This is a genomic window from Pseudomonas fluorescens (assembly GCF_900215245.1).
GTDB classification, from domain to species: Bacteria; Pseudomonadota; Gammaproteobacteria; order Pseudomonadales; family Pseudomonadaceae; genus Aquipseudomonas; species Aquipseudomonas fluorescens.
Genome location: NZ_LT907842.1, coordinates 3075632 through 3101887, shown reverse-complemented (window position 1 = coordinate 3101887; position 26256 = coordinate 3075632). Strand labels below are relative to the sequence as shown.

Genomic DNA, 26256 nt, shown 5'->3' with positions numbered 1-26256 from the left:
GCTCATAAAGTGGTCGATTATAACCACACCCGGCCCCGGACGACAGGCAACAGCACAGGCCAAATGGATCGAATCGATAAAACAACCGTTTTATCGCGGCAAACCCTCTATCCCAGCGACTTGCGATTGAAATCCCGCAGGCGGAAGCCTTGCAGCAGCAACATCCCGAAGTACACCACCACACCAGCGACCACCAACACGCCAAGGCGCATGAAGCGCTCCAGCATAGGGCCTTGATCCCAGGCCGGCATAAAGTGCATCAGGCCCAGCAACACCGCTGACATTGCCGCTACCGCGACCACCAGCTTGAGGGCAAACATTCCCCAGCCCGGCTGCGGCTGGAACATCTGCTGCTTGCGCAGCTGATAAAACAGCAGACCGGCATTGATGCAGGCACCGATGCTGATAGCCAGGGCCAGGCCGGCATGCGCCAACGGGCCGATAAATACCAGGTTGAGCAACTGGGTAACGATCAGGGTGAAGATCGCGATTTTGACCGGCGTGCGGATATTTTGCTGGGCGTAGAAGCCTGGGGCCAGCACCTTGATCACAATAATGCCGAGCAAACCGACGGAGTAAGCGACCAATGCACGTTGGGTCATCGACGCGTCAAATGCGCTGAACTGACCGTACTGGAACAACGATACGGTCAACGGCTCAGCCAGGATGCCCAACGCCAGGGAACAGGGCAGCACCAGCATGAAGCACAGGCGCAGGCCCCAGTCGAGGATGCGTGAATACTCGTGGCAGTCCTTACTGGCATAGGTGCGCGACAAGGTTGGCAGCAAAATCGTGCCCAAGGCCACGCCAAGCACACCGGACGGCAGTTCCATCAGGCGATCGGCGTAGTACATCCACGACACCGAACCGGAGACCAGCAGCGAGGCAAACGCAGTGTTGATGATCAGCGAGATCTGACTGACCGACACCCCCAGGATCGCCGGCAGCATATTGCGCATTACGCGCCATACGCCGGTGTCCTTGAGGTTAAGACGTGGCAGCACGAGCATGCCGATCTTTTTCAGGTGCGGCAGTTGGTAGAGCAACTGCGCCAGGCCACCCGCCAGTACCGCCCAGCCCAGAGCCATGACCGGCGGGTCGAAGTAAGGCGTGAGGAACAGCGCGAAAATAATCATGCTGACGTTCAGCAGGGTCGGCACGAAGGCTGGCACCGAGAAGCGGTTCCAGGTATTGAGGATCGCCCCGGCCAGGGACGACAGAGAAATCAGCAATATATAGGGGAAGGTCACCCGCAGCAGATCAGTGGTCAGCGCGAATTTTTCCGGCGTGTTGGCAAAACCCGGCGCCGTGGCCCAGATCACCCAGGGCGCAGCCAGCATACCGACGATGGTCACCAACATCAGTACCAGCGTCAGCAGGCCCGAGACGTAGGCAATAAACGTGCGGGTTGCCTCTTCACCCTGCTGGGTCTTGTACTCGGCCAGGATCGGCACGAAAGCTTGAGAAAAAGCGCCCTCCGCGAAGATCCGCCGCAGCAGATTGGGCAGTTTAAAGGCAATAAAGAATGCATCCGTGGCCATGCTGGCGCCAAAAATGCGTGCCAGCAGGGTGTCACGCACGAACCCCAAAACCCGGGAAATCATGGTGATAGAGCTGACGGCAGCCAACGATTTGAGCAGATTCATTGAAAGAGTTTGCGCCTATAGATAAAGAGCAGGCGAACAAAGCGCCCACTTATGCGATACTGCGCGCCTGCAACAGCACAGAGCCAAAGCTCGCGAGTTTACAGGTCAAGCGCCGGAAATAAATCACCCGCCTCTTCAGATCGACCACTCAGCAGTTCGCATCAGCCGCCCTTGACAACACATCAAGTCATCGGCATGATTCGCGGCCTATTTTGTTTGCTATTTCCTAAAAAGTCTTTCGAGGAGCTCGACGGTGGCCAACACACCTTCCGCCAAAAAACGTGCAAAACAGGCTGAGAAGCGTCGCAGCCACAACGCCAGCCTGCGTTCCATGGTTCGTACCTACATCAAGAATGTAGTTAAAGCCATCGACACCAAAGACGCTGAAAAAGCCCAAGCTGCTTACGTTCTGGCCGTGCCAGTTATCGACCGTATGGCCGATAAAGGCATCATCCACAAGAACAAGGCCGCTCGTCATAAGAGCCGCCTGAATGGCCACATCAAGGCTCTGAACGTCGCTGCAGCAGCCTAAGTGGTAAAAACTGCCACGTAGCCCTGGTTACGTAACAGTTAAAAAATGCCCCGTACCGAAAGGTCCGGGGCATTTTTGTTTGGGCCCGATAAAGCCAAGTCAGCTTTTCTGCAGACAAAAAAACGCCCCGAACCAGTCGGGGCGTTTTTGCTACCGATTGATCAAACCACAATCAATGGTGATGACCACCTTCACCGTGGACGTGGCCGTGAGCCACTTCTTCCTGGGAAGCGTCGCGGATGGCAACGATCTTCACTTGGAAGTTCAGGCGCTGACCGGCCAGAGGGTGGTTACCGTCGACAGTCACGTCGTCGCCGTCCAGATCGCGGATGGTGACGATCTGCATTTGGCCGTCCGGTGCGGAAGCGTGGAACTGCATGCCCACTTCCAGCTCATCAACACCTTCGAACATGCTGCGGCTCAGGGTGCTGACCAGTTCGGCGGAGTATTCGCCGTATGCATCTTCAGGTTCTACGGCGACAGTCAGTTCGTCACCGACGTTCTTGCCTTCCAGAGCCTTCTCCAGGCCCGGGATGATGTTACCTGCGCCTTGCAGGTAGACCAGCGGCGCGCCGCCGGCGGAGCTGTCGATGACCTCACCAGCGTCGTTGGTCAGGGTATAGTCGATGGAGACAGCCTTGTTAGCGGCGATCGTCATGGGGCGAGACCTTTTGCATAAGAATGAAGAACGGACAAGTCTAAACAAGGATTTGCCCGAAAGCGAACAGAACCCGGACAGACGGGACCGATCAACGGCATCCTTCATCATCGGCTTCCACCAGGACGACGACCGGCACTGGGTCGCCGACCTGTCCTGCGGTCACACACAGCACCTGCGCCACCAGCCGCCATGGCAGTCCCGCGCCTGGGTGCTCGACCCCGCGCAGCGCCTGGAAAAAATAGGCCGGCCCTTTGCGTGCGGCTGGTGTGCGCAAAAGCGTGAATAACGATAACCTTGGCACCTGATTCCCGGTAGGCGCTCAGCCATAGAGCGCCACCGAAGCCATGCACCTCCAGAGAATTCGCATGCAGACTTTTTTTATCGCGCCCACCGATTTTGGAGTGGGTCTGACCTCCATCAGCCTTGGGCTGGTGCGTACCCTTGAACGGGCCGGGCTGAAAGTCGGCTTTTTCAAACCGATTGCCCAGCCACACCCGGGCGACACTGGCCCTGAACGCTCCACCGAGCTGGTGGCGCGCACCCATGGCCTGAAACCGCCACAGCCTCTGGGCCTGGCCCATGTCGAGCGGATGCTCGGCGATGGCCAGCTCGACGAACTGCTCGAAGAAATCATCACCCTTTATCAGCAAGCCGCCGTGGGCAAGGACGTGCTGATCGTCGAGGGCATGGTGCCGACCCGCAGCGCCAGCTATGCGGCGCGGGTCAACCTGCACCTGGCCAAGAGCCTCGACGCCGAAGTGATCCTGGTGTCGGCGCCGGAAAACGAAGTGCTCACCGAACTCTCCGGCCGCGTGGAACTGCAGGCCCAACTGTTCGGCGGGCCGAAAGACCCGAAAATGCTCGGTGTGATCCTCAACAAAGTGCGCACCGACGAAAGCATGGAAGCATTCTCGGCGCGTCTCAAAGAGCATTCGCCGTTGTTGCGCAGCGGCGAGTTCCGCCTGTTGGGCTGCATCCCGTACCAGCCGGAACTCAACGCGCCGCGCACCCGCGACGTCGCCGACCTGATGGGCGCGCAGATTCTCAACGCCGGTGACTATGAAAGCCGGCGCATGACCAAGATCATCATCTGCGCGCGCACCATGCGTAACACCGTTGAACTGCTCAAACCCGGCGTCCTGGTGGTAACCCCCGGCGACCGCGACGACATCATCCTCGCCGTCAGCCTGGCCGCGATCAACGGTGTGCCTCTGGCCGGCTTGCTGCTGACCAGCGACACCCTGCCCGACCCACGCATCATGGATCTGTGCCGCGGTGCTTTCCAGGCCGGGCTGCCGGTGTTGTCGGTGAGCACCGGCTCTTACGACACGGCGAACCAGCTCAACAGCCTGAACAAGGAAATCCCGATTGATGACCGCGAACGTGCGGAGATCATCACCGATTTCGTCGCCAGCCACCTGGATGCGCGCTGGCTGCACCAACGCTGCGGTACGCCTCGGGAGATGCGCCTGTCGCCAGCGGTGTTCCGCTATCAGTTGATCCAGCGCGCCCAGGCGGCCAACAAACGTATCGTGCTGCCCGAAGGCAGCGAGCCCTTGACCGTGCAAGCCGCCGCCATCTGCCAGGCGCGGGGCATTGCCCGTTGCGTGCTGCTGGCCAAGCCAGCCGATGTGGAAGCGGTGGCCCGCGCCCACGGCATTGAGTTGCCCGAAGGCCTGGAGATTCTCGACCCGGACCTGATTCGCCAGCGGTATGTCGAACCCATGGTCGCACTGCGCAAGAGCAAGAGCCTCAATGCGCCGATGGCCGAGCAGCAACTCGAAGACACGGTGGTGATCGCCACGATGATGCTTGCACTGGATGAAGTGGACGGCCTGGTCTCCGGCGTTATCCACTCCACCGCCAACACCATCCGCCCTGCCCTGCAGCTGATTAAAACGGCGCCGGGCTGCACCTTGGTGTCGTCGGTGTTCTTCATGCTGTTCCCCGAGCAGGTGCTGGTGTATGGCGACTGTGTGATGAACCCACACCCGAGCGCCGCCGAATTGGCAGAAATCGCCCTGCAAAGCGCCGACTCGGCTGCGGCTTTCGGTATCACCCCGCGCGTGGCGATGATCAGCTATTCCAGCGGCGATTCGGCCAGTGGCGAGGAAGTGGAGAAAGTCCGCGAAGCCACCCTGCTCGCCCACGAGCAACAAAGCTCACTGCTGATCGATGGGCCGTTGCAATACGACGCCGCCGCCAATGAAACCGTCGCCCGGCAGTTGGCGCCCAACAGCCAGGTCGCCGGCAAAGCCACGGTGTTTGTGTTCCCCGACCTGAACACTGGCAATACCACGCACAAAGCCGTGCAACGCAGTGCCGACTGCGTGAGCCTGGGCCCCATGCTGCAAGGCCTGCGCAAGCCGGTCAACGACCTGCCGCGCGGTGCCCAGGTCGACGACATCGTGTACACCATCGCGCTGACTGCGATTCAAGCCGCCAACCGACCTATGGATATCTAAATGCTGGATTTTCTACCTGCCGCCGTGCGCGGGGTAATTGCTTCGCTGCTGTTGGCGCTGAACACCATCCTGCTGTGCTCGTTCCTGTTTGTTGTCGCGCTGTTCAAGGCTCTGCCGTTTGCCAAACGCTTCAGCGAATGGCTGATGAACCACACCCACGAAGCCTGGGTGACCAACAACAAGGGCTGGATGAACCTCGTGCGGCGCACCCGCTGGCATCTGACCGGCCTGGAGGGCCTCGACTACCAGCACTCATACCTGGTGACCAGCAACCACCAGAGCTGGGTCGACATCATGGTGCTGCAATACGTGCTCAATCGCCGGATTCGGCCGCTGAAGTTCTTCCTCAAGCAGGAACTGATCTGGGTGCCGGTAATTGGCCTGGCATGGTGGGCGCTGGGCTTTCCGTTCATGAAGCGCTACACCAAGGCCTATTTGGAAAAGCATCCGGAGAAGAAAGGCAAAGACCTGGAAACTACGCGCAAGACCTGTGCAAAGTTTCGCGACAACCCGGTGGGCATTTTCAACTTTGCCGAGGGCACGCGGTTTACGCCGGGCAAACATGCCCAGCAGAAATCGCCGTTCCGCTACCTGCTCAAACCCAAGGCGGGCGGGATTGCGTTTGTGCTGGATGCCATGGGCGAGCAACTCAAGTCATTGGTGAACGTGACCATCCACTACCCAGCCGGACGCCCAGGTTATTGGGATTTGTTGTGCGGGAATGTGAAGGACGTGGTGGTGCACTTCGAAGAGGTGCAGATTCCAGCCGGGTTTATCGGCAAGAACTATGAGCAGGATGGGGAGTATCGTTTGGCGTTTCAGGGCTGGATCAACCAGCTGTGGGAAGACAAGGATGCGCTTCTAGGCAAGCTTCACACAGATTATCCAAATAACAGGTGATCAAAATGTGGCAGCGGGCTTGCTCGCGAAAGCGGAGTGTCAGCTAATACATGTTTGGCTGATAAACCGCTTTCGCGAGCAAGCCCGCTCCCACACTTGCCCGGATAACTTTCAAGATCCCACAGAAAAGCCCGCCACCGAGTGCTCGGTGGCGGGCTTTTTTGTGGCGGCGAGGTTTAGATCGCGCCGCGCTGACGCAACAGCTCCAGCACTTGCTTGACGCTGTCTTCCAGCGACAGTGCCTGGGTGTCGATTACCAGGTCGGCATTCAACGGCACGTCATACGGGAAGGACTCGCCAGGGATGTTATCCCCACCGGCTGCGTACAAGCCTTGCGGATCACGCTCGGCACACACCAACGGCGAGGCCTGCACGTAAACCGTCAGCAGGCGGTCGGCACCAATCAGCGCCTTGGCCTGTTCGCGGCCTTCGGCATCCGGCGCAACGAATGCTGCCAGGGTCAGCAGGCCGGCTTCGTTGAACTGGCGCGCCACGTGGGCGGCACGCCGCCAATTTTCGGTGCGCCCGGTGCGGTCCTGCGGCAAGCCTTTGTTCAGGTCGTGGCGCAGGTTCTGGCCATCCAGCACGAACACGGCACGGCCCATGTCGAACAGCTTGCGCTCAACCGCATAGGCCAAGGTGCTCTTGCCCGCGCCCGACAGGCCGCTGAACAGCACGGTGGCCGGTTGCTGGCCGAAGCGCTGGGCGCGTTCTTCGGTCGCCACATGGGCCAACTTGCCGTGATGCGTGGCGGAGCCATGGTTGACCGGCGGCGCGATGATCATGCCCGCGGCCACCGTGCCATTGGTCAAGCGGTCGATAACAATAAACGCACCGGTGGTGCGGTTGCTGTCATAGCCGTCCAGCGCGATGGCGGCGTCGAGGCTGACCTTGACCCGACCAATCTCGTTCAACTGCAGCGAACTCGCCGGGCCTTCGGCCAGGGTGTTCACGTCCACACGATGCACGATGCTGGTGATGGAACCCGGCACGTAGCTGGTGGCGCGCTTGATGTCGTACTTTTTGCCCGGCAGCATCGGCTCTTCGGCCATCCACACCAGCATGGCGTCGAAGGCGTCGGCCACTTGCGGCACGTTGTCGGCATGCACCAACAGGTCGCCACGGGAGATGTCGATTTCATCTTCCATGGTCAGGGTTACAGCCTGGCCTGGGCCGGCGTGCTCCAACTCACCGTCGAAGGTGACGATGGATTTGACCCGGCTGCTCTTGCCCGACGGCAGCACCACGACTTCGTCGCCCTTGTGCACGACGCCGCTGGCCAGGGTGCCGGCGAAACCACGGAAGTTCAGGTTCGGACGGTTGACGTACTGCACCGGGAAACGCAGGTCGGTGTAGTTGCGGTCGTTGGCGATCTCGACGGTTTCGAGAATTTCCATCAGCGACTGGCCCGTGTACCAAGGCGAACGCTCGCTCTTGTTGACCACGTTGTCGCCTTTGAGCGCGGACATCGGCACGAAGGCCATGGTGCTCGGCTTGAACGCAATGCCTTCGGCGAACTTCAAGTAATCCGCCTTGATTTGCTCGAATACGCTTTGGTCAAAGCCATTGATGTCCATCTTGTTGACGGCCACCACGATGTGTTTGATACCCAGCAACGAGGCGATAAAGCTGTGGCGACGGGTCTGGGTCTGCACGCCGTAGCGGGCGTCGATCAGGATGATCGCCAGGTCACAGGTGGAGGCACCGGTGGCCATGTTGCGGGTGTACTGCTCATGGCCGGGGGTGTCGGCGATGATGAATTTGCGCTTGGCGGTGGAGAAGTAGCGGTAGGCAACATCGATGGTGATGCCCTGCTCACGCTCGGCCTGCAGGCCATCGACCAGCAACGCCAGGTCGATGTCATCACCGGTGGTGCCGGACTTCTTCGAGTCGCGGGTGATAGCTTCCAGGTGATCTTCGTAGATCATCTTGGAGTCGTGCAGCAGGCGCCCGATCAGGGTGCTCTTGCCGTCGTCGACGTTGCCGCAGGTCAGGAAGCGCAACATTTCCTTGCGCTCGTGCTGGCCCAGGTAGGCGAGGATGTCCTCGCTGATCAAATCAGATTGATGCGACATTGGTGACAGCCCCTTAGAAATAACCCTGACGTTTTTTATCTTCCATCGAGCCTGCGCCATCGTGGTCGATGACCCGGCCCTGGCGCTCGGAAGTTCGCGTCAGGAGCATTTCCTGAATGATGTCCGTGAGGGTTTCAGCCTCGGACTCCACCGCGCCCGTCAACGGGTAGCAGCCAAGGGTACGGAAACGTACTTTCTTTTTGACGATTCGGGCTTTGTCTTCGTCGGACAGGTGCTCGAGGATGCGGTCGTCGTCGATCATGATCAACGTGCCGTTCTTCTCGATCACGTCGCGCTCGGCGGCAAAGTACAGCGGCACAATCGGGATGCCTTCCAGGTAGATGTACTGCCAGATGTCCAGTTCGGTCCAGTTGGACAGCGGGAACACACGGATCGACTCACCCTTGTTGACGTTGCCGTTGTAAACGTTCCACAGCTCCGGGCGCTGGTTTTTCGGGTCCCAGCGGTGTTTGCTGTCGCGGAACGAGTACACGCGCTCTTTGGCGCGGGATTTCTCTTCATCGCGACGGGCACCGCCGAAAGCTGCGTCGAAACCATGCTTGTCCAAGGCCTGCTTGAGGCCTTCGGTCTTCATGATGTCGGTGTGCTTGGCGCTGCCGTGGGTGAATGGGTTGATGCCCTGCGCCACCCCATCCGGGTTGACGTGGGTGATCAGGTCCAGGCCAAGCTCTTCGACCATCTTGTCGCGGAACGTGTACATCTCCTGGAATTTCCAGCGGGTGTCGACGTGCATCACCGGGAACGGCAGTTTGCCCGGAAAGAAGGCTTTGCGTGCCAGATGCAACATCACGGCGGAGTCTTTACCGATCGAGTAGAGCATCACCGGGTTGTCGAACTCGGCGGCGACCTCGCGGATGATGTGGATGCTTTCCGCCTCCAGCTGTTTCAGATGCGTCAGTTTGTCGACCATGGCTACTCACGGAAAAACGATCTTATGGACGGCCAGCGGGCCGTGTTCGAGCGGGGCATGCTAGCACAGCACCTTCTTCTATTCAGGGCGCCGACTAGATCGAAACGGTATATGAATATGCCACTGAGTTAGGCCTGCCTCGGTCGAATGTGGGAGCCGGCTTGCTCGCTCCCACACAAGCCCGCACCACATTCCTTCTGTGGAGTTCCTTAGATCGGATTGGGGCAATCGATGAACAGGTGTTCCAGCGCAAACCGTCGCGCCAGGTAATCACCCAACGCCTGTACGCCATAGCGTTCGGTGGCGTGATGGCCAGCAGCAATAAAGCTGATGTCGTTTTCCCGCGCACTGTGGAACGTTTGCTCGGACGCTTCGCCGCTCAGGTACAGATCGACACCGGCGGCGATCGCCTGGTCGATATAGCCCTGGCCACCACCGGTGCACCAGCCGACACGGCGGATCATTTCGCTGCCTTCGATCAGCAGCGGCTCGCGCCCCATCACGTCTTGCACGCGACGGGCGAAGTCGCGGGGTGACAAGGGTTCGGCCAGCGAGCCGACCAGGCCGACGACTTTCGGGTTGCCAGGGTCCAGCGGGCCTTCGACGGTGATGTCCAGGTGGCGGGCCAGTTGCACGTTATTACCAACGTCCGCGTGCAGATCCAGCGGCAGGTGATAGGCCAACAGGCTGATGTCATGCTTGAGCAGGGTTTTCAGGCGGCGCTGCTTCATGCCGGTAATGCACGGGTTTTCGCCTTTCCAGAAATAACCGTGGTGCACCAGTACCAAGTCGGCCTTGGCTTCGACGGCGGCGTCCAACAGGGCTTGGCTTGCGGTCACGCCGCTGACGATGCGCATCACCTGCGGGCGACCCTCGACCTGCAGGCCATTGGGGCAATAATCGGCAATTTTTGCGCTGCCGAGATAGCGGTCCGCTTCCTCGACCAGGGTGCTAAGGGGCACGGCCATAAAAGACTCCTAAATATCCCGTTCCGAGGCGCTCACAGCCTCGTATAATGCGCGACATTATGGGCGCTCTCCCGCCCCCTGCAACCTGTCAGGACTTACTTGATGCTCAAGGCACTGCGTTTTTTTGGATGGCCATTGTTGGCTGGCGTGCTGATCGCGATGCTGATTATTCAGCGTTATCCCCAGTGGGTGGGCTTACCCAGCCTTGATGTGAACCTGCAACAGGCCCCGCAAAGCAATTCGGTGGTGCAAGGCCCGGTGACCTACGCAGACGCGGTCGTCATCGCCGCGCCCGCCGTGGTCAACCTGTACACCACCAAGGTCATCAACAAGCCCCCGCACCCGTTGTTTGAAGACCCGCAATTTCGTCGCTACTTCGGTGACAACGGGCCCAAGCAACGCCGTATGGAATCCAGCCTCGGCTCCGGCGTGATCATGAGCCCGGAAGGCTACATCCTCACCAACAACCACGTGACCACCGGCGCCGACCAGATTGTCGTGGCCCTGCGCGACGGCCGCGAAACCCTGGCCCGCGTGGTCGGCAGCGACCCGGAAACCGACCTTGCGGTGCTGAAGATCGACCTCAAAAGCCTGCCTTCGATCACTATCGGCCGCTCTGAAGGGCTGCGCGTGGGCGATGTGGCCCTGGCCATCGGCAACCCGTTTGGTGTCGGCCAGACCGTCACCATGGGCATCATCAGCGCCACCGGGCGTAACCAGTTGGGGCTTAACAGCTACGAAGACTTTATCCAGACCGACGCGGCCATCAATCCGGGCAACTCCGGCGGCGCGCTGGTGGATGCCAATGGCAACCTGACCGGCATCAACACCGCGATCTTCTCGAAATCGGGTGGCTCCCAAGGCATCGGTTTTGCGATCCCGGTGAAGCTGGCAATGGAAGTGATGAAGTCGATCATCGAGCACGGCCAGGTGATTCGCGGCTGGCTGGGGATCGAAGTGCAGCCGTTGACCAAGGAGTTGGCCGAGTCGTTTGGTTTGACCGGGCGTCCGGGCATCGTGGTTGCCGGGATCTTCCGCGACGGTCCGGCGCAGAAAGCCGGCCTGCAATTGGGCGATGTCATCCTGAGCATTGACGGCGAACCCGCCGGTGACGGCCGCAAGTCGATGAACCAGGTGGCGCGGATCAAGCCAACCGACAAGGTGGCGATCCAGGTGATGCGCAACGGCAAAGAGCTCAAGCTGCTGGCGGAAATCGGCTTGCGCCCACCGCCTGCGCCGGTGAAAGAAGAGGAATAACGGGGTTGGGAGCCCGCTCGCGGGCTCCTGTAACTTAATATTTCAAAAGAAATCCGTTCTCATTAGGCATGTTATATTGTTTCAATATAGACATTGGAACGCTCTATCATGCCGTCTCGAAGATTTGCCCCCATGGCGGGCCTGGCCTTGGGTTTGTTGCTCGACCCCGCTTATGCCGAAGACAACACCATTGAACTGGACACCATCAGCGTCACCAGTGACGACTATGAATCCGCCACCAGCCCCGTCACAGGCTATCGTGCCACTCGCTCCGCCAGCGCGACCAAAACTGACACGGCCCTTCGCGACATCCCACAATCGATCAGCGTGATTCCCGCGACGGTGCTCAAAGACCTGGGCAGCACCCATGTGGAACGTGCCCTGGAATTCGCCGGTGGCGTGTCCAAGCAAAATAACTTCGGCGGCCTGACGCTCTACGAATACAGCGTACGCGGCTTCACCACGTCAGAGTTCTATCAGGACGGTTTCAGCGCCAACCGCGGCTACCCGAGCACGCCGGATGCGGCCAATATCGAACGCATTGAAGTACTCAAAGGCCCCGCCGCCAGCCTGTATGGCCGCGGCGATCCAGGCGGCACCGTGAATATCGTCACCAAGAAACCGCAGCCGCAAGCCTTCACCACGCTGCAAACCAGCGCCGGCAGTTGGGACCGTTATCGCACGGCAGTGGATGTAAACACCCCGCTGGACAGCGAAGGCCGTGTGCTGTCGCGCGTAAACCTGGCCGTGGAAGACAAGCACAGCTTCCGCGATCACGTCGACGCCAGGCGCGTGTTCGTCGCGCCCTCTTTCAGTTGGCAGTTGGACCCGGATACCAGCCTGCTGGTGGAAAGCGAATTCGTGCGCCACAGCTCTACCTTCGACCGAGGTATTGTCGCCGACCACGGCATGTCCCGCTCGACCTTCCTCGGCGAACCCAACGACGGCAACATCCGCAACCACAACAACCGCCTGCAAGCCACCCTGGAACATCACCTCAACGACGCCTGGAAACTGCGCCTCGCCAGCCACTACAAACAAGGCAGCCTGTGGGGTGATGCCTCGGAAAGCCGCGCGCTGAACGCTGACGGGCACACCGTCAACCGCCGCTACCGCGAACGCTCCACCGGGTGGCACGACAGCATTACCCAGCTGGAACTGCGCGGTCTTTTCGACATCGGCAGTTGGCAGCATGAACTGCTGATCGGCACCGAATACGAGGACTACCGCAAGAAGGAACGCGTGACGGCTATCGGCGGCAGCCTCTACCCCATCGATATCTATAAGCCGATCTATGGCCAACCCAAACCCGACGGCGCACGCTCCGGCACCGACTTCTTCGAACAGGTGAAGAGCCAGGCGCTGAACCTGCAAGACCAGATCGTGTTCACCGACCGCCTGCGCGGCATGGTTGGCGTGCGCCTTGAGCACTTCGAACAAAGCACCGACGACTTCACCCGGCACGCTGCCAAGAGCCGGCAAACCCACAATGCCCTGACCCAGCGCGCCGGATTGCTGTACCAACTGACACCGCAAATCGGTGTATTCGCCAACGCCTCAACCTCGTTCAAACCGAACAATGGCCTGGATGCCGGCGGCCAATCCTTCAAGCCAGAAGAAGGTCTGGGTTATGAAGTCGGCATCAAGAGCGAGCTGTTCGATGACCGCCTGAGTGCTACCCTCGCCGCGTTCCATATCGAAAAGGAAAACGTCCTCGCACTCGACCCGACCACCGACGTTAACCGCGCTATGGGCAAGGCCCGCAGCCAGGGTTTCGACCTGCAACTGACCGGGCAAGTGACTGACGCCATCCGACTCATCGGCGCCTTTGCCTACATCGACGCCGAAGTGACCAAGGGCGACAAAGCCATCCCCACTGGCAGCCGAATTCTCGGCGTGGCCAAACGCAGCGGCAGTCTGTTGGGTGTGTATGAATTCCAGGAGGGTGCATTGCGCGGCTCAGACGTGGGCGCGGCATTCACCTATGTCGGCGACCGCTCCGGCGAGGCAGGGAGTCATTTCAAACTGCCCGCCTACCACACCGTCGACCTGCTCGCCCATTACAAGGCCAGTGACAACGTCACCGTGGGCCTGAACCTCAATAACCTATTCGACGAAAAGTACTACGAGCGCTCCTACAGCAATTACTGGGTCACCCCCGGCGAGCCGCGCAACGTCACCGTCAGCCTGACCCTCAACCTGTAAAAGGACGTCTCCATGCAAGCCTTCAAATCCCTGGCCGTACTCGGCCTGTTGTTTGCCAGCCAGGTCTCGGCCCACGGCCTGTGGACCGAACAACGACGCGGCAATATCGAAGTCATCTACGGCCATGGCGCCGAAGACAACGCCTTCAAGGCGCAGAAAATCAGCGGTGCCTGGGCCTACGACGTCAGCGGCAAGATGATCCCGGTGACCGTGGAACGCCTGGCCGACCATGCGCGCCTGCAGCCGCTCAAATCGCCCGCCGTTCTAGCCGTCGCATTGGATAACGGAATGTGGTCGCAGACGGCTGACAAGCGGTGGATCAACCAGGGCCGCAGCAAAGTGCCGGGGGCAATTGCATCGACCCAGACCTTCAAGTACAGCCTGGCGATTTACCAGCCGGGAGCGAAGTTGCCGAAGCTGGATCAGATCAAGCTGTTGATCCTGCCGGAAGTTGATCCATTGACGGTAGGGCCGGGCAAGTCATTGCCGGTGCGGGTGCTGCTGGATGGCAAGCCGGCGGCGGGGATCAAGCTGGTAGGCGACTATCGCAATGCGCCGAACACCCTGAGCACCGAGACCGACAAAGACGGTCGGGCTCAAGTGCTGGTGCGTAATGAAGGGTTGAATGTGATTGCCGCGCAGGTGGAGCTGCCGCTCAAAGACAATGCCGATGTGGCGACACGCGGGTTGTTCACCTCGCTGACCTTCCTCGGCGAACCCCACCACGAGTAAACACTACACACCCATGTGGGAGCCGGGCTTGCCCGACTCCCACATTTGATTTCTAGCGTTTCGACAATCTGATTACAGTGCCAACGGCGCTCTTTCACAGAGTGTATTGAGCGCCGAGGCCCATTGCGGGTCATCATTGAGGCATGGCACCAACACCAACTCCTCGCCTCCCGCTTCGCGGAACTGCTCCAGGCCGCGATCACCAATCTCTTCCAGCGTCTCAATGCAGTCCGCTACAAACGCCGGGCACATCACCAGCAACTTTTTCACGCCTTGCTGGGCCAGTGCTTCCAGGCGGGCTTCGGTGTAGGGTTCGATCCACTTCGCCCGGCCAAGGCGCGACTGGAAGGCCACCGACCACTTGCCTTCCGGCAGCCCCATGCGCGCGGCAAAGTCCCGCGCGACGCTGAAGCATTGCGCACGGTAGCAGGTCGCAAGCACCTCGGGCGAGGCGTTCTTGCAGCAATCGGCATCTTTGAAGCAATGCCCGCCGGTCGGGTCGAGTTTTGTCAGGTGACGCTCGGGCAGGCCGTGAAAACTCAGCAGTAAATGATCGTAATCCTGCTCCACATACGGCCGGACACTCGCGACCAAGGCGTCGAGGTATTCCGGCTGATCGTAGAACGGTTGCAGGATCGAGAACTGCACCTTGAGCTTTTTGTCGCGCACGACCCGTTTGGCCTCTTCAATCACCGTGGTTACGGTGCTGTCGGCAAACTGCGGGTACAGCGGCGCCAGGGTGACTTTCTCGATGCCCTGAGCGGCCAGGCGCGTCAACGTTGTTTCAAGGGACGGCTCGCCGTAACGCATCGCCAGTTCCACCGGGCCGTGGGTCCACTGCGCCGTCATTTGCTGCTGCAGGCGACGGCTCAATACCACCAGCGGCGAGCCCTCGTCCCACCAGATCGAGGCATAAGCGTGCGCGGACTGCTCGGGACGCTTGATCAGGATCAGCGACACCAGCAAGCGCCGTACCGGCCACGGCAGGTCGATCACATAAGGGTCCATCAGGAATTGATTGAGGTAGCTGCGCACATCGGCCACCGAAGTGGACGCCGGTGAACCCAGGTTGACCAGTAACAACGCGTGATCCGTCATGCAACATCCTATCTCTAGAGGCGGCTGGACAAGTCTTCCAGGGCCGCGTGCAACTCAGTGAACTGAAAAGTGAAACCGGCAGCCAGCAGCCGCTCGGGAACGGCTTTCTGCCCGCCCAGCAATAACCCGGACAGCTCGCCCAGCCCGAGCTTCAATGCAAACGCCGGCATCGGCATGAACGCCGGGCGGTGCAACACCTGGCCCAGGGCCTTGGCGAACTCACGATTACGCACCGGGTGCGGCGCGCAGGCATTATAAGGACCGCTGGCGTCACCCTTGTGCAGAAGAAAATCAATCAGGGCGATTTGATCTTTGATATGAACCCACGGCATCCACTGCCGACCATCGCCGATCGGCCCGCCCAGCGCCAGCTTGAACGGCAGCAGCAGCCGTGACAAAAAGCCGCCCTGCGCCGCCAACACCAGGCCGGTGCGCACCAGCACCACGCGCACGCCCAAGGATTCGGCGCGCAACGCGGTTTCTTCCCAGGCGATGCACAGCTGGCTGGGGAAGTCGTCCAGCACCGGGCCGCTGGCTTCGGTCAATTCGCGCTCGCCACCGTCGCCATACCACCCCACGGCAGAACCGGAAATCAGCACCGCCGGCTTTTGCGCCAGGCCTTCCATCCACGCCAGCAACGTTTCAGTGAGACTGATGCGACTGCTCCACAACAGGGCCTTGCGCTTTTTGGTCCACGGACGATCAGCAATGGGCGCGCCGGCCAGGTTGACCACCGCATCCACGGCACCTATCACGTCTTCCAGGCGGCCGACACCCAACACCTCATCACCGCACCACTTGGCGACGGTGTCCGGTTCACGGCTCCAAACAGTCAGGCGATGCCCTTGGGCAAGCCAGTGCTGGCAGAGTTGGCGACCAATCAAACCAGTACCGCCGGTCAGCAAAATATGCATGGGTTCCTCCTCATGTAACGTTTGCCGCCCATCGCTAGTCTATTTTATAAGCAGGGACTTTATGTAAATGGGCGTTACGCGGTTTAAGCCTCAGCTTTAACCATAGGTCACGCCACACAAACAGGTACGCCAAAACTTATACCAAAAAACAATATTGTACAGCTATTGGTGTCGGCGTAGTCTGTACCCAACGGTAAAACGAGGCCTCCCATGACTGTTCCCATCGCGATCATCGGCACCGGCATCGCCGGTCTCTCCGCCGCCCGAGCGTTAAGAGACGCGGGGCACGCTGTACAACTCTTCGATAAAAGCCGTGGCAGTGGCGGCCGCATGTCCAGTAAACGCAGCGATGCCGGCGCGTTGGACATGGGCGCACAATATTTCACCGCCCGCGACCGGCGCTTCGTCAACGAGGTGCAACGCTGGCAAAGCAACGGCTGGGCTGAGCAGTGGAAACCGCAGCTGTACAACTTCAAATCCGGCCAACTCACGCCCTCCCCCGATGAACAGATTCGCTGGGTCGGCACGCCGCGCATGAGCGCCATCACCCGTGCGCTGCTCGACGACTTGCCGGTGGAATTCGGTTGCCGCATCACCGAAGTGTTCCAAGGCAAACACCATTGGAACCTGCTGGACGCCGACGGCGGCAATCACGGCCCGTTCAGCCATGTGGTCATCGCCACGCCGGCCCCCCAAGCCACAGCGCTGCTGGCCGCTGCACCCAAGCTGGCGAGCGCTGCCGCCGGGGTGAAGATGGACCCGACCTGGGCGATTGCCCTGGCCTTCGACAAACCGTTGGACACACCGATGGAAGGCTGCTTCGTGCAAGACAGCCCCCTCGACTGGCTGGCGCGCAACCGCAGTAAACCTGGGCGCGACACCACCCTCGACACGTGGGTACTGCACGCCACCAGCGCCTGGAGCAGGGCGCATCTGGACCTGCCCAAGGAAGCGGTGATCGAACACCTGCACGGCGCCTTCGCCGAATTACTGCACAGCGCCATGCCCGCACCGTCCTTCAGCCTCGCCCATCGCTGGCTCTACGCACGCCCATCCAGCAGCCACGAATTCGGGGTACTCGCCGATGCCGACCTGGGCTTGTATGTGTGCGGCGACTGGTGCCTGTCCGGCCGGGTCGAGGGGGCGTGGCTGAGCGGTCAGGAAGCTGCGCGACGTTTGATTGAGCATTCGCAATGAACCGCATCAACCCAGCCAAATTGCTGCTGTCGAAGTGGACAGCAGCGCATCCACGTAACAAAGAGAAACACTTCTTGGTCACCGAGCTGTTTCGTGACGAAGAAGGCACCGTGCTCGACATCGAACTGCAAGCGGTCATGACCCAGCGTACGCAACGCCTGGCCTGGCAAACCCTGCAAAATGCTGAAGATTGGCGAATCGGCTGGAAATAGCCTGCTCGCAAATACTTGTACAAAATATTTGACTTGTACAGCATCAAACCTATGATGAGATTCAGTTGTACAGGCTTAACAGCCTGTATAGGAATCTCGGAGAGGTTTGAACATGTCCAGCACTGGAAAACCGAAGATCGCCATCAGCGCCTGCCTATTAGGCGAGAACGTGCGCTTCAACGGCGGACACAAACAATCCCTGCTGTGCAGCCAAACCCTGGCCGACTACTTCGAGTTTGTGCCGCTGTGCCCCGAAGTCGCGATCGGCCTGGGTATCCCCCGCGAACCGATCCGCCTGGTGGGCGACCCTGCCCACCCGCAAGCCGTCGGCACGGTGCACCGTGAGCTCAATGTAACGCAGCCACTGGACGATTACGGCCAGCAAATGGCGTCGGAACATACCGACCTGTGCGGCTACATCTTCATGCAGAAATCGCCCTCGTGCGGCCTGGAACGGGTCAAGGTCTACCGCGACAACGGCACGCCGGCAGAGGGCGGCGGGCGTGGCATTTACGCCCAGGCATTTTGTGCACGCCACCCCAACCTGCCAGTGGAAGAAGACGGTCGGCTGAATGACCCGGTGCTGCGGGAAAACTTCCTGACCCGCGTGTTCGTCTATGCCAGTTGGCAACAGTTGCTGGCCGAAGGCCTCACCCGTCACCGCCTGCTGGCTTTTCACTCGCGCTACAAATACCTGTTGATGGCCCACAGCCCGGCGCATTACAAAAGCCTCGGCCACCTGCTGGGCAGCATGGGCAAAGGCATCGACCTTGACGCGTTGGCCGCCGGTTACTTCAGCGAACTGATGACCGGCCTGAAAAAATGCGCCACCCGTGGCACTCACACCAACGTGTTGCAGCACATCAGCGGCTACCTCAAGCAGGCCATCAGCGCCGACGACAAGCAGGAAATGCAAACCGTCATCGGCCAATACCGCCACGGCATCGTGCCGCTGGTGGTGCCCCTTACCCTGCTCAAACACCACTTTCGCCAACACCCGGATCGCTACATCGCGCAGCAGGCCTACCTGCAACCGCACCCGGAAAACCTCAGCCTGCGTAATGCGATCTAACCCATGAAAGGCACCTCATGAAAGCTGCCCTGCAAGACGAACCTGGCGAAGACATCGCCCAGGCCCTCCAGAACGGCTGGCTGCCGATTCGTGAAGTGGCGCGCCAGACCGGCGTCAACGCCGTGACCCTGCGCGCCTGGGAACGCCGCTACGGGTTGATCGTGCCCCAGCGCACACCCAAAGGTCATCGGCTGTTCAGCGCCGAACACGTGCAACGCATACACACCATCCTCACTTGGCTCAACCGCGGCGTACCGGTGAGCCAGGTTAAAAACCTTATCGACTCCGCCCAAGTCATCCCGGACACCGTCGAAAACGAATGGCAGGCGTTGCGCCAGAACCTGGTAGCCGCGATCAGCGATTTGGCCGAGCGCCGGGTCGATGACGCGGTCAACCAGGCCATGGCGCTCTACCCGCCACGCACCTTGTGTGAGCAATTGATGCTGCCGCTGCTGCAGGAACTCGAACAACGCTGGCAGGGCCAATTCGGCGCGCAGATGGAGCGGGTGTTTTTCCTGTCATGGCTACGCAGCAAATTCGGTGCGCGGATCTACCACAACAACCGCCAACTGCAAGGCGCCCCACTGCTGTTGGTCAACCATTCCGACCTGCCCCTGGAGCCGCACCTGTGGCTCAGCGCGTGGCTCGCCAGCAGCGCCGATTGCCCAGTGGAAGTGTTCGACTGGCCTTTGCCGGTGGGTGAATTGGCACTGGCCGTGGAACACCTGCAACCGCGTGCCGTGCTGCTGTATTCGAGCAAGGCCCTGCACCTGCCTTCACTCGTGAAACTACTGGGCGGCGTCAGTTGCCCAACCTTGGTTGCCGGACCAACGGTATGCATCCACCAGGCCGAGTTAGCCGTATTAACCCGTGACACCCCTGAATTGTTCGTGGCCGAGGACCCGTTGTCGGCCCATCAGATACTGATCCAGCGTGGACTTCTTTAAATGCATTTGATCTGGCTGCGCACCGACCTGCGCCTGAACGACAACACTGCCCTGGCCGCCGCAAGCCAGCGAGGCCCGGTCGTTGCCGTGTACCTGATCAGCCCCGAACAATGGCTGGCCCACGATGATGCGCCGTGCAAAGTCGACTTCTGGCTGCGCAACCTGCAGCACCTGAGCCGGGCGCTCGGCGCATTGAACATTCCCTTGCTGATCCGCACTGCCGCGACCTGGGACCAGGCCCCCGCCGTGCTGAGCACGCTGTGCCGGGAACTGTCGATTGAGTCGGTGCACGTCAACGAGGAATACGGCATCCACGAGAGCCGCCGCGATGCCGCCGTCGCCCAAACCCTGGAAACCGACGGCGTGACGTTCCACCGTTATCTGGACCAGTTGTTTTTCCAACCCGGCAGCGTGTTGACCAAAACCGGCACCTACTTCCAGGTTTTCAGCCAGTTCCGCAAAGTCTGCTACAGCCGCCTGCACAGCGCCCTGCCGCCCGTGGTCGCAACGCCTAAAGCCCAGGCAAAAACACACCTGACAAGCGACCCCGTGCCCACACAGGTGGAAGGGTTCCAGCCGCCGAGCGAAACCTTGCGCGCGCTCTGGCCCGCCGGTGAAGACGAAGCCAAGCGCCGCCTCGACGCTTTTGCCGATCAACAGATCAGCTACTACAAGGACGAACGCGACTTCCCGGCCAAACCCGGCACCAGCCAACTCTCCGCCTACCTCGCTGCCGGTGTGGTTTCGCCGCGACAGTGCCTGCATGCCGCCTTGCAGACCAACCAGGGCGAGTTCGAAAGTGGCGATGTTGGCACGATCACCTGGATCAACGAGCTGCTCTGGCGCGAGTTCTACAAACATATCCTGGTCGGCTACCCACGGGTCTCGCGCCACCGCGCCTTCCGCCCCGAAACCGAAGCGGTGGCCTGGCGCAACGCGCCCGAAGACCTCGCCGCCTGGCAGGAAGCGCGCACCGGCCTGCCAATCATCGACGCGGCCATGCGCCAATTGCTGGAAACCGGCTGGATGCACAACCGCCTGCGCATGGTCGTAGCGATGTTCCTGACCAAGAACCTGCTGATCGACTGGCGCGAGGGCGAGCGTTTTTTCATGCGCCACCTGATCGACGGCGACCTGGCGGCCAACAACGGCGGCTGGCAGTGGAGCTCATCCACCGGCACCGACTCGGCGCCCTATTTCCGAATTTTCAGCCCGCTGAGCCAGTCCGAAAAATTCGACAGTGAAGGCGTGTTCATCAAGCACTGGCTGCCCGAACTGGCCGCGCTGAATAAAAAGGACGTGCACAACCCTGAGGCCGTCGGCGGCCTGTTCGGTGTGGCGCACTACCCGCGCGCGATTGTCGACCTGAAGAAATCCCGTGAACGGGCCTTGGCCGCATTCCGCAGCCTGCCGTCGCGCGAAGCCGTCGGAGGTTTACATGAGTGACTTCCTGCCGCGCTTCGCCCAGGCCTTCGCGACGCTGGACAAGCACAACCTGCACCTGCTCGACGGCCTGTACGCCAAAGACATCACCTTTACCGACCCGTTGCATGAAGTGCAGGGCTTGCCCGCGCTGCACCGCTACTTCGCCGAGCTGTACAGCAATGTCAGCCAGCTGCGTTTCGACTTTCACGGCTTCGACCAGGTGGCCGAAGGCGAAGGCTATTTGCGCTGGAAAATGAGTTTTAGCCACCCACGGCTGAAGCGCGCAGAGGTGATACGCGTGGAAGGCTGCTCGCACCTGATGTGGCGCGACAAGGTCTACCGCCATCGTGACTATTTCGATGCCGGTGCCTTGCTCTATGAACACCTGCCAATACTCGGCCCCGCAGTGCGTTGGCTGAAAAGGAGAATGGGATGAGCCTGACACCGCCCCGCCGATATTGGCTGACCGGCGCCAGCAGTGGCATCGGTGCCTCACTGGCCGTGGAGTTGCTCAACAGCGGCGCCCACGTAGCCCTCAGCTCGCGCACAAAAGGCCCGCTGGAAGCACTCGCCCAACGTTATCCGGGGCAAGTGCTGGTGGTGGCCGGCGACCTGACCAACAGCCAGACCGTGCGCGAGATCGGCGAGCACATCAGCGTGGTCTGGGGCTCAGTGGACACGGTGATCCTCAATGCCGGCACCTGTGAATACGTGGACGCCCGGCAGTTTGACGCCTCCATCGTCGAGCACGTGGTACGCACCAACCTGCTGGCGAGCGCTTATTGCATCGAAGCCGCGCTGCCACTGTTACGCGTCGGGCAATCACCGCACCTGGTGGGCGTGGCCAGCGCTGTGACGTACCTGCCGATGCCACGCGCCGAAGCCTATGGGGCGTCCAAAGCCGGGCTGCGCTACTTGTTCGAATCGCTGCGCATCAGCCTGTCGACCGAGAACATCGACGTCACGGTGATCAGCCCGGGCTTCGTCGACACGCCATTGACCGAACGCAACGATTTCCCGATGCCGTTGAGCTGGTCCGCCGACAAGGCCGCGAAACATATCGTTGCCAAGCTGGGCAAACGCCCGCTGGAAATCGCCTTTCCGGCCCTGTTTATCGCCACCCTGTGGCCGCTGTCGAAGCTGCCCAACCGCGTTCAGCTGATGATCGGCAAACGCATGCTGCGCAGCCCTCCGCCGCAGAAGGACAAACTGTGAAGATCGCCATTATCGGCAGCGGTATCGCCGGGCTGACCAGCGCCTACCTGCTCAGCCGTCGCCATGACATCACCCTGTTCGAAGCGGGCGAGCGCATCGGCGGGCATACCCACACGGTCGACGTCACCGTCGAGGGCCAACGCTATGCGGTGGACACCGGCTTTATCGTGTTCAACGACTGGACCTACCCCAACTTCATCCGCCTGCTTGAGCAGATCGGCGTGAAGTTCAAACCCACCGAGATGAGCTTTTCGGTGTGTGACCAGCATGCCGGGTTCGAGTACAACGGCAACAACCTCAACAGCCTGTTTGCCCAGCGGCGCAATATTCTGTCGCCCGGGTTCTGGGGCATGTTGCGCGACATTTTGCGCTTCAACCGCCAGGCCCCGCTGGACCTGCAAGAGCAACGCATCAGCGCGCAGATGACCCTCGGCGACTACCTTGAAGCCGGCGGTTACGGCCCACGGTTTATCCGGCATTACATCGTGCCGATGGGCGCGGCGATCTGGTCGATGTCCCTGGCTGACATGCTGGGGTTTCCGCTGCAATTCTTTGTCCGGTTCTTTAAGAACCACGGCTTGCTGTCGATCAGCAACCGCCCACAGTGGTGCGTGATCGAAGGCGGCTCCAGCAGCTACATCGAGCCGCTGACCCGCAGTTTTCGCGAGCAGATCCGCCTCAATTGTCCTGTGCATAAAGTAGAACGCACCGATGACGGCGTGGTTATCCACAGCCCTGCCGGCAGCGAAACATTTGATCGTGTGGTGTTCGCCTGTCACAGCGATCAGGCCCTGGCCATGCTGGCCGACCCGAGCCAGGCCGAACAAGAGATCCTCGGCGCATTGCCCTATGCCGACAATGACGTGGTGCTGCACACCGACACACGCCTGCTGCCGGACCGCAAACTGGCCTGGGCCAGCTGGAATTATCGGCTGAGCGGCGATGCGCAGACACAGGCCGCCGTTACCTACGACATGAACATCCTGCAAGGTATCGACAGCGCCACCACCTTCTGCGTCAGCCTGAACCAGACGCCGATGATCAACCCGCTGAAAATCCTCGCGCGCTACACCTACGCCCACCCGCAATACAGCCTCGCCGCTGTGGACGCCCAAGGGCGCTGGGAAGAATTGCACGGCGCGCGCCATACGTTTTATTGCGGTGCCTACTGGGCCAATGGTTTCCACGAGGACGGCGTGGTCAGCGCATTGCGTGTGGCCCAGGCCTTTGGAGAAACCCTGTGAACAGCGCCCTGTACAGCGGCTGGATCGCCCATCGCCGGTTTGCGCCCAAGGCCCACGCCTTCCGCTACCGCATCGGCCTGCTGTACCTGGACTTAAGCGAACAAGACGAAGTGCTCGGTTTGTCACCGCTGGCCGGCACCGGCTGGCTGGCGCCCTTCGGCTTTCGCCAGCAGGATTATCTGCGTGAGTTTACCCGCCACGGCATGAGCTTGAGCGATGCCGTGCGCCAGGAAGTCGGCAAGGCCCTGGGGCGTACACCTCAGGGCGTTATCTGCCTGCTGACCCAGGCCCGCAGTTGGGGCCTGGCTTTTAACCCGGTGAGTTTCTTCTACTGTTTCGAGGCCGATGGCCGACTGGCCGCGATCCTGTGTGAAGTGACCAACACCCCATGGCGCGAGCGCTATCACTACGTGCTGCCGGCCCAGGCGCTCGGCGCGGATGAGCATCAGCACTTCGCCGTGGCCAAGGCCTTCCATGTCTCGCCGTTTTTGCCGCGCGACCTGGAATACCGCATGAGCTTCAGCCCACCCGCCGCCAAACTCGGCGTGCACATGGCCGATTGGCAGGGCGATTTGAAGGTCTTCGACGCCACGTTGAGCCTGCACAAAGAAGCACTTAACCGCGCCAGCCTGCATCGCTACCTGCGGCGCTTCCCGTGGATGACCGCCAAAACCTGCCTCGCCATTTACTGGCAGGCCATGCGCTTGTTGCTCAAACGAACACCGATTTTTTCCCATCAGGCCGCCGATGGCGCCTCTCGCACCGCAGTCGGGTATACCAAGGATCGCCGCCATGAAATCCCCTAGCTTATCGGTCAAAACCAACCGCCTGAACGTCAACGGCATGACCAGCGCACTGCTGCGCAAGGCTGTGCTGCGCCAACTCAGCCAACTGCGCCACGGCCAGTTGGTGGTGATCGAGGACGGCGAACGCCAAGTGTTCGGCGCACGCGAAGCGCACCTGCTGGGGGAAATCCAGATCGTCGATTCAGCGGTATGGGGGCTGGTGGCGGCCAACGGTTCGATAGGCGCCGGCGAGGCGTTTATCCACGGTTACTGGACCACGCCGGACCTGACCTCGGTGGTGCGCGTGATGGTGAGCAACCTGGAGGTGCTCGACGCCATGGAAGGTGGGCTGGCGCGCCTGGCACGGCCGTTCACCCAAGGCCTGCACTGGCTCAACCGCAATACACGCAAGGGCTCACAGAAAAACATCGCCGCCCACTACGACCTGGGCAACGACCTGTTCGAAGAATTCCTCGACCCGACCATGATGTATTCGGCCGCGCAATTCCTAAGCCCCGACGACAGCCTGGAACAGGCGCAACTGAACAAGCTGGAACGCATCTGCCAGAAGCTTGCGCTCAAACCCACTGACCATTTGCTGGAAATCGGTACCGGTTGGGGCAGCATGGCGTTGTACGCGGCGCAGCACTATGGCTGCAAAGTCACCACCACAACCTTGTCCAAAGAACAGTTTGCCTACACCGAAAAACGCATCGCGGCCTTGGGGCTCAAGGACCAGGTGACCCTGTTATTGCAGGACTACCGCGACCTGACCGGCCAGTATGACAAGCTGGTCTCCATCGAGATGATCGAAGCAGTGGGCCATCGCTTCCTGCCGACCTACTTCAAACAGTGCGCGCACTTGCTCAAGCGCGACGGATTGATGCTGCTGCAAGCCATCACTATTCGTGAACAGCGCTTCGAGCAGGCCAAGAACAGCGTCGACTTCATCCAGCGCTATATTTTCCCCGGTGGCGCCCTGCCCTGTGTGCAGAACATGTTGCACATCGTCAGCCGCGACACCGACATGAACCTGCTGCACATGGAGGACTTCGGCCTGCACTACGCGAAAACCTTACGCCTGTGGCATGAGAACTTTCGTCGCGCCCATGGCCGCCTCACAGAGTTGGGCTACGATGAATACTTCCTGCGCTTGTGGGAATTCTATTTGTGCTACTGCGAAGGCGGATTCATGGAGCGAACAATCGGTACCGCGCAGTTGCTGCTGGCCAAGCCGGCGGCGATCAACCCGCCTTTGCTCGGGCGTTTCAATGCTTAAACGGCTGGCGAATGCCGTGCTGTTCCAGTGCGGCTGGTTTGCCTGCGTGCTGGGCGGTGACAGCCGTTGGTTGCTGGTCGCGGGCGCAGTGCTGGCCATCCACCTGCTGTGGATAAGCGCGTGGTCTGCGGAGGGGCAAATGATCCTCGCCGTGACCCTGCTGGGCACTGTCATCGACACGTCGCTGCGCAACTTTGGCGTCTTCCATTTCAGCTTTCCGGGGCCGCTGATACCTTTTTGGCTGGTATTGCTGTGGGCCTTACTGGCGACCACACTGCGCCATTGCCTGGCCTGGAGCGCGCAGCCCTGGTGGCGCGCCAGCTTATTAGGTGCGGTGGGCGGGCCGTTGTCTTATTACGCCGGCAGCCAATTGGCCGGGGTGAGTTTCGGCTACGGCACTGTGCCGACCATGCTCGGCCTGGGCCTGCTCTGGGCAATCCTGTTCCCCGTGATGCATTGGATCGCACGGCAACTTGGGCACTGACGTCCGTCTGAG

Annotated in this window: 25 protein-coding genes; 18 read left to right on the top strand and 7 right to left on the bottom strand. The window is 60.6% G+C overall.

Annotated features, from left to right (window positions below; all coding sequences use genetic code 11):
* Positions 1-107: 107 nt before the first annotated feature.
* A complete protein-coding gene (murJ, locus tag CPH89_RS14285) occupies positions 108-1646 on the bottom strand; it encodes a murein biosynthesis integral membrane protein MurJ (RefSeq protein WP_053254289.1) in 1539 nt (512 codons plus the stop codon).
* 253 nt (positions 1647-1899) lie between these two features.
* Here murJ and rpsT point away from each other — a divergent pair, with 253 nt between their 5' ends.
* Complete coding sequence (gene rpsT / locus CPH89_RS14275; protein WP_003171647.1) at positions 1900-2178, top strand: 30S ribosomal protein S20; 279 nt, start codon at positions 1900-1902, stop codon at positions 2176-2178.
* 172 nt (positions 2179-2350) lie between these two features.
* On the opposite strand, the gene CPH89_RS14270 is transcribed toward rpsT, so the two are convergent.
* A complete protein-coding gene (locus CPH89_RS14270; RefSeq protein ID WP_003188398.1) occupies positions 2351-2836 on the bottom strand; it encodes an FKBP-type peptidyl-prolyl cis-trans isomerase in 486 nt (161 codons plus the stop codon).
* On the opposite strand from CPH89_RS14270, the gene CPH89_RS14265 reads away from it, so the two are divergent.
* From CPH89_RS14265 to CPH89_RS14255, 3 genes are all read left to right on the top strand, one after another.
* Positions 2835-3125 (top strand): DUF3565 domain-containing protein, encoded by a 291-nt coding sequence (locus tag CPH89_RS14265; protein ID WP_053254288.1) that lies wholly within the window; start codon positions 2835-2837, stop codon positions 3123-3125. The two genes, CPH89_RS14270 and CPH89_RS14265, sit on opposite strands and share 2 nt — an antisense overlap.
* A 79-nt stretch (positions 3126-3204) precedes the next feature.
* Positions 3205-5304: a phosphate acetyltransferase gene (gene pta, locus CPH89_RS14260; protein WP_053254287.1), complete on the top strand. Its 2100-nt coding sequence runs from the start codon at positions 3205-3207 to the stop codon at positions 5302-5304.
* On the top strand, positions 5305-6204 hold the full coding sequence (locus tag CPH89_RS14255) for a 1-acylglycerol-3-phosphate O-acyltransferase, YihG family (protein WP_053254286.1): 900 nt from the start codon (positions 5305-5307) through the stop codon (positions 6202-6204).
* Between the two features lie 176 nt (positions 6205-6380).
* Here the strand turns inward: CPH89_RS14255 and cysN are convergent, their stop codons facing one another.
* The 3 genes from cysN to CPH89_RS14240 form a co-directional block, all read right to left on the bottom strand.
* Complete coding sequence (gene cysN / locus CPH89_RS14250; RefSeq protein WP_053254285.1) at positions 6381-8279, bottom strand: sulfate adenylyltransferase subunit CysN; 1899 nt, start codon at positions 8277-8279, stop codon at positions 6381-6383.
* Between the two features lie 13 nt (positions 8280-8292).
* The gene (cysD, locus tag CPH89_RS14245) at positions 8293-9210 is read right to left on the bottom strand and encodes a sulfate adenylyltransferase subunit CysD (RefSeq protein ID WP_012722132.1); all 918 of its coding nucleotides are present in this window, start codon (positions 9208-9210) and stop codon (positions 8293-8295) included.
* Between the two features lie 209 nt (positions 9211-9419).
* On the bottom strand, positions 9420-10178 hold the full coding sequence (locus tag CPH89_RS14240; RefSeq protein WP_053254284.1) for a Nif3-like dinuclear metal center hexameric protein: 759 nt from the start codon (positions 10176-10178) through the stop codon (positions 9420-9422).
* A 102-nt stretch (positions 10179-10280) separates the two neighbouring features.
* Between CPH89_RS14240 and algW the strand changes: the two genes are divergently transcribed.
* The 3 genes from algW to CPH89_RS14225 all read left to right on the top strand — a co-directional run bounded on the left by algW (position 10281) and on the right by CPH89_RS14225 (position 14372).
* Positions 10281-11435 (top strand): Do family serine endopeptidase AlgW, encoded by a 1155-nt coding sequence (algW, locus tag CPH89_RS14235; RefSeq protein ID WP_053254283.1) that lies wholly within the window; start codon positions 10281-10283, stop codon positions 11433-11435.
* Between the two features lie 108 nt (positions 11436-11543).
* The gene (locus CPH89_RS14230) at positions 11544-13640 is read left to right on the top strand and encodes a TonB-dependent siderophore receptor (RefSeq protein WP_053254282.1); all 2097 of its coding nucleotides are present in this window, start codon (positions 11544-11546) and stop codon (positions 13638-13640) included.
* A gap of 12 nt (positions 13641-13652) precedes the next feature.
* Positions 13653-14372 (top strand): DUF4198 domain-containing protein, encoded by a 720-nt coding sequence (locus CPH89_RS14225; RefSeq protein ID WP_053254281.1) that lies wholly within the window; start codon positions 13653-13655, stop codon positions 14370-14372.
* Positions 14373-14444: 72 nt separating this feature from the next.
* Here CPH89_RS14225 and hemH read toward each other — a convergent pair whose 3' ends face one another.
* Positions 14445-15470 (bottom strand): ferrochelatase, encoded by a 1026-nt coding sequence (gene hemH / locus CPH89_RS14220; protein WP_053254280.1) that lies wholly within the window; start codon positions 15468-15470, stop codon positions 14445-14447.
* A gap of 14 nt (positions 15471-15484) precedes the next feature.
* Complete coding sequence (locus tag CPH89_RS14215) at positions 15485-16384, bottom strand: TIGR01777 family oxidoreductase (protein WP_053254279.1); 900 nt, start codon at positions 16382-16384, stop codon at positions 15485-15487.
* A 210-nt stretch (positions 16385-16594) separates the two neighbouring features.
* Here CPH89_RS14215 and CPH89_RS14210 point away from each other — a divergent pair, with 210 nt between their 5' ends.
* The 11 genes from CPH89_RS14210 (at position 16595) to CPH89_RS14160 (ending at position 26244) form a co-directional block, all read left to right on the top strand.
* A complete protein-coding gene (locus CPH89_RS14210; protein ID WP_053254278.1) occupies positions 16595-17581 on the top strand; it encodes an NAD(P)/FAD-dependent oxidoreductase in 987 nt (328 codons plus the stop codon).
* Entirely contained in the window at positions 17578-17793 is a 216-nt protein-coding gene (locus CPH89_RS14205) for a TIGR02450 family Trp-rich protein (protein ID WP_053254277.1), read from the top strand. The genes CPH89_RS14210 and CPH89_RS14205 overlap by 4 nt, the downstream gene beginning before the upstream one ends.
* Positions 17794-17905: 112 nt before the next feature.
* The gene (locus tag CPH89_RS14200; protein WP_053254276.1) at positions 17906-18865 is read left to right on the top strand and encodes a YbgA family protein; all 960 of its coding nucleotides are present in this window, start codon (positions 17906-17908) and stop codon (positions 18863-18865) included.
* 17 nt (positions 18866-18882) lie between these two features.
* Complete coding sequence (locus CPH89_RS14195) at positions 18883-19812, top strand: MerR family transcriptional regulator (protein ID WP_053254275.1); 930 nt, start codon at positions 18883-18885, stop codon at positions 19810-19812.
* Positions 19813-21258, top strand: a complete 1446-nt coding sequence (phrB, locus tag CPH89_RS14190; RefSeq protein ID WP_053254274.1) for a deoxyribodipyrimidine photo-lyase — start codon at positions 19813-19815, stop codon at positions 21256-21258. It abuts the gene before it with no gap.
* Entirely contained in the window at positions 21251-21673 is a 423-nt protein-coding gene (locus tag CPH89_RS14185; protein ID WP_053254273.1) for a nuclear transport factor 2 family protein, read from the top strand. The genes phrB and CPH89_RS14185 overlap by 8 nt, the downstream gene beginning before the upstream one ends.
* The gene (locus CPH89_RS14180) at positions 21670-22452 is read left to right on the top strand and encodes an SDR family NAD(P)-dependent oxidoreductase (protein WP_053254272.1); all 783 of its coding nucleotides are present in this window, start codon (positions 21670-21672) and stop codon (positions 22450-22452) included. The genes CPH89_RS14185 and CPH89_RS14180 overlap by 4 nt, the downstream gene beginning before the upstream one ends.
* Positions 22449-23696, top strand: a complete 1248-nt coding sequence (locus CPH89_RS14175) for an NAD(P)/FAD-dependent oxidoreductase (RefSeq protein WP_053254271.1) — start codon at positions 22449-22451, stop codon at positions 23694-23696. Before CPH89_RS14180 ends, CPH89_RS14175 begins: the two co-directional genes overlap by 4 nt.
* Complete coding sequence (locus tag CPH89_RS14170; protein ID WP_053254270.1) at positions 23693-24502, top strand: DUF1365 domain-containing protein; 810 nt, start codon at positions 23693-23695, stop codon at positions 24500-24502. Before CPH89_RS14175 ends, CPH89_RS14170 begins: the two co-directional genes overlap by 4 nt.
* Entirely contained in the window at positions 24489-25760 is a 1272-nt protein-coding gene (locus CPH89_RS14165) for an SAM-dependent methyltransferase (RefSeq protein ID WP_053254269.1), read from the top strand. The genes CPH89_RS14170 and CPH89_RS14165 overlap by 14 nt, the downstream gene beginning before the upstream one ends.
* Positions 25753-26244 (top strand): DUF2878 domain-containing protein, encoded by a 492-nt coding sequence (locus CPH89_RS14160; protein WP_053254268.1) that lies wholly within the window; start codon positions 25753-25755, stop codon positions 26242-26244. The genes CPH89_RS14165 and CPH89_RS14160 overlap by 8 nt, the downstream gene beginning before the upstream one ends.
* Positions 26245-26256 lie beyond the last annotated feature (12 nt).